At 44.1% G+C, this 3,758-nt stretch carries 2 protein-coding genes; both read right to left on the reverse strand.

The window, feature by feature from the left end; all coding sequences use genetic code 11:
* Positions 1 to 1,378: 1,378 nt before the first annotated feature.
* On the reverse strand, positions 1,379 to 2,194 hold the full coding sequence (locus ACYQ8U_RS22725; protein WP_459947846.1) for a hypothetical protein: 816 nt from the start codon (positions 2,192 to 2,194) through the stop codon (positions 1,379 to 1,381).
* A gap of 291 nt (positions 2,195 to 2,485) precedes the next feature.
* Positions 2,486 to 3,625 carry a DUF362 domain-containing protein gene (locus tag ACYQ8U_RS22730; RefSeq protein WP_459947847.1) on the reverse strand — a complete coding sequence of 380 codons (1,140 nt, stop codon included), beginning with the start codon at positions 3,623 to 3,625 and terminating at the stop codon, positions 2,486 to 2,488.
* Positions 3,626 to 3,758: the final 133 nt, after the last annotated feature.

Genomic DNA, 3,758 nt, shown 5'->3' on the forward strand with positions numbered 1-3,758 from the left:
TTGGTTCGGTAATGGGCAGCTCTGTCAACCATACCACTTGCCATCGACGGTCCTAGTGCGAGTATTTTGGAAAGCATTACACGAAACCGGCTCGATTTCAAGTCACCGTGTTTGCTTTTATTGATTTTTCCAATACATCAAACCGGAGAGAAATTCCGAAGACAGTACACTTAACTCTGTGTCGAGAGAAAGATTTGTCCCTAGATCTGGGATGAATTCACTTTACCTCCACACCCGCACAGTTTTTGGTCATCAAGATTTCTTAATAGGCTGTTTATCAACCTTATCCTTATCTTTCTTTCCGCCTTTGTCTCCCGTAATATTTCTCCTTTTCAGCTGTAAAAAAATAGAAAATTATACTTCGGAAAGGGTCATGTCTTTGCTTGACTTTTATTGCCTGAAAATGCCCGTGTTGTCGTTGTTGCCGAAGTCCATATATTTCCTGAGAATTTGGCCATGGATGCCATTTCATTCCCGGCACCATTTTCGAGGGTAGCGTCATCCTGGGTGATCGTTTTTTTGCGGTATGTGAGTATCACGTTCATGAAGGGAGGTGTACCAAAATCTTTTTATGAACGTACTGACTTTTTCAGGTTTGGCTATAGCCTCGGTGAACGGTTACAAAAATTGTAATGATCCTCTCTTCCTGTCACGATTTCTTTGCAGCAAGCACCGCAAAACGCCTGAGGTTTATTCAGTCAATTCTTCATAGTATCCATCAGCTTCTGCCAAATCCAAATATCTTTTGCCTTTTTCAATCTCGTTTCTTTCTTTAATCAGCAGTTCTCAGTAGTTGTGGGCATGTGGGGCAGTTAAGAAATCTGCCACGTCAGCTTTCTCAAAATAAATCTCAGCTTCATCCACATCAATCATGTCAACTTAACATCAATTCGTTTTGCCCAACTGAGAGGTAAGGGGGCGGGCGCTTTTGGAGAGCTATCCTTCAGGACCATACTGACGTTGATAAAAGTGGTTGGCCTTCAAAAACAGCACAAAATCACCCGATCCCCATGATTTGGTGTACGCCCGGCATGGGCGTAATCTTATGGGATGTAAATACCCCATATGTGAATCCTGAGTCTGTAAAATTACAAAATCATAAATACTAGCCGAAGGCAAGGGGCAGACTTACTCGAGCCTGCCTGAAGGAAGCAGGTTGGAAAAAAAGATTAGAATTTGGAAATGTAACCAAACCAGACCAGTCCAGAACGACAGAGATTAGGCTTGCTGCTGGTAGTCATAGCCAGTTTCCGACCTTTCCCGCTTAAGGTTAGTTCATGACTATACGTTAGTCCTTAATGCTCTCATCGAACGAATGCGTTCTATTCACATGATCCCCCCTTGCATACAGTTTCCTCCTCTCCCCAGGGATCTGTAATTACATTAATGCCCGCGCGGCTTTAAGAAACAGATCGTCCAATAACTGATCTGCTGCCTCAATCTCTTTTGCAGATGAAAAGCCGGTATCTAGCTCCCTAAGGATCTTTTCATAAGGGGATAGACGGATATCCGGAGTTGCACGAAAGACAGCTGGCCTGGGATATAGGCCGTTTTCAAAGAAAAAGTTGCAGGGACCGGGGGCATCGTGCCTTCGATAAGGCCATTTGGACTTGAGGTTGGTAAATTCTGTAAAAGCACTCGTTGCCAGGATATTCTGCCTATAATCACTTACCGTGATACGCCGTCCAAGGCGAGACTCTACTTCCTTGAAATAGGCTGTCACCAAGGAATGCTCTGTCACAATCAGTCCGAAATCATACCAATTGTCAATGACCATTGTAAGAATCGATTGGTAGACGCTAGGGAGTTTATTGGTTGTGGGGCAAAAGTAGGTGCGGCATGCCATTTCACCGTACCAGCTCAGAGAGCGATAATCTACGCCATTGTTACCGGGCATTGCCGGGTGGAGGAGGCAACCAACGCACCGTTTCTCATCACCGATCAACCCCAAAAAAGGGCAGTGGTGCAATTGGGGAAACGGCCGTGACAGCCTGTGTGGTCCTTTGTTTCTTCTTTGAAATTGAAAAATCCCGTCTTCAGTTCTGGGGACCGATTCGAAATCCTTCGTTCGCCTTGACAACAAAATCTCAAGTTTTTCACGTGATAGATCCGGTAAATTATACAAACCACAACAGGCCCCACAGGATACTGTTTCACTCAACTGACACAAGTAAATATCGTGGGTCTCATCCATGGATCGATCTCACCAAAAAAATAAAGTATTCTCAAATGAACACTGGAGATGGTAACGGTTCCGTCCACAACCGAAGAAAATGTCCTCGGACAAGCTCCTGCCATTTAAGCCGAAATACAAATTAAACCCATTCCTGATCTGCGTAACACTTCTGTAAGTATCTGTTACTCTATGCCTAATGCAGCAACTCGTTCAATGGGAGCTGGTATTTTAGGGCGGTCGTTAAAAGCAGCTACTTATCACCTGGTCAGCTTTCACGCTATGTAAATTCTGTCTACGCACCTATTAAAATCATTCGGAAGAAAACTCCTTTTTAAGAAAGGCAAGTATACTTTCCTTGGAGGGAGGACAGCCCCGTAGAGCTTTATTGCCTTCTGAGACAGTACAGATTCCGATGCCTCTCTGGGTTGAAGAGAGGCTCTTTCCCTTGAACTCCTGGCCAATACAGAGTGAGGGGAGGGACTGAGTTATTATATCCGGGTACTCCTCCTGGATATATCTGAGAGCAGATGAAAGGTGTCCAAAGCAGGAGGAGCAGGCTGATCTCTGGTCTACAGTTGAGTCAATCCACTTTTTTACTCCAATCTGGAAATGACTATGAAAAATTTCTTCTATAGCAGTGCCATCGAGATTTATAATTTCTTCATCAGAAGTATGGCCCTCTCCTATGCCGAGCTTGTCCGAAAAGGAGAGATATTCAACATCTTCGTCTAAAAAACCGAGAAGGCGGCAGGCATAGCTGTCAATGGCAACGGGGTCTTTAGCAAGGAGCAAAAGATCCCGTTGCTGTGGACTCCCGCCTTCTTCCCAGCAGGGATCCGGATTTAAACCGTCTACCAAGGCAAAGGCCTGTTTTATAAGGGTGTTGAGGTAGGCAACAGGTTTGTGAACGCCAAGGGTGTGATAGCGTCTTTTTTCTGCATTTGGAATGCACCCTTTTAGGTTTTTTAGAGCACAGGTCATTCGAGTCTGACCATGTCCTTTTACCAGAGGAAGGTTGATAAGGCTTCCTCCTTTTTCTTCAAGGTCGGCAATGGTCTTACATATTTTAAATTCTCCAATGGGGGTTTTTCTTTTAACCGAACTGTCTTTTTGGAGATCAATCAGGGGAATATTGTATTTTTGTGCAAGTGCTGCATAGCCGCATACTTCAAAAGCCCTGGCTGTGGAGTCTCCCACCCACGAGCCCTCTGCTATGATGATATTTGAAAAGCCGTGATCGGCAAGCCATTCTATAAGCCCTTCCGCAATTGCCGGTGTTGTTGTAGCTCCCCCTGATGCGGGACTACTGACAACAAGGTTGGGTTTTAAGAGAACAGGGCATTCTTCTTCGCCCAGCCAGTCCCAGGCTGCAGCATTTTCTAGGAGTAACGCCACATCATCTTTCAACTTTTTTCTATTTTTATTGCTTTTTATCCAGACAGTGCTCATCAATCACCTTTCAATTGTTACAGGGATATAATCATCTGAGTTTATTATAAAGAACAGAGAAAAATCAATTATAAAGGCGGTCATTGATTAGCAAATATTCGAGACCTCATATAGTTTTACAATAATTGTGTTT

This window comes from Desulfocastanea catecholica, from assembly GCF_054657295.1.

Excerpts from the sequence above, each read along its gene's own strand:
- ACYQ8U_RS22725 (WP_459947846.1), bottom strand. The coding sequence starts at position 2,194 with ATGGATGAGACCCACGATATTTACTTGTGTCAGTTGAGTGAAACAGTA.
- ACYQ8U_RS22730 (WP_459947847.1), bottom strand. The coding sequence starts at position 3,625 with ATGAGCACTGTCTGGATAAAAAGCAATAAAAATAGAAAAAAGTTGAAA.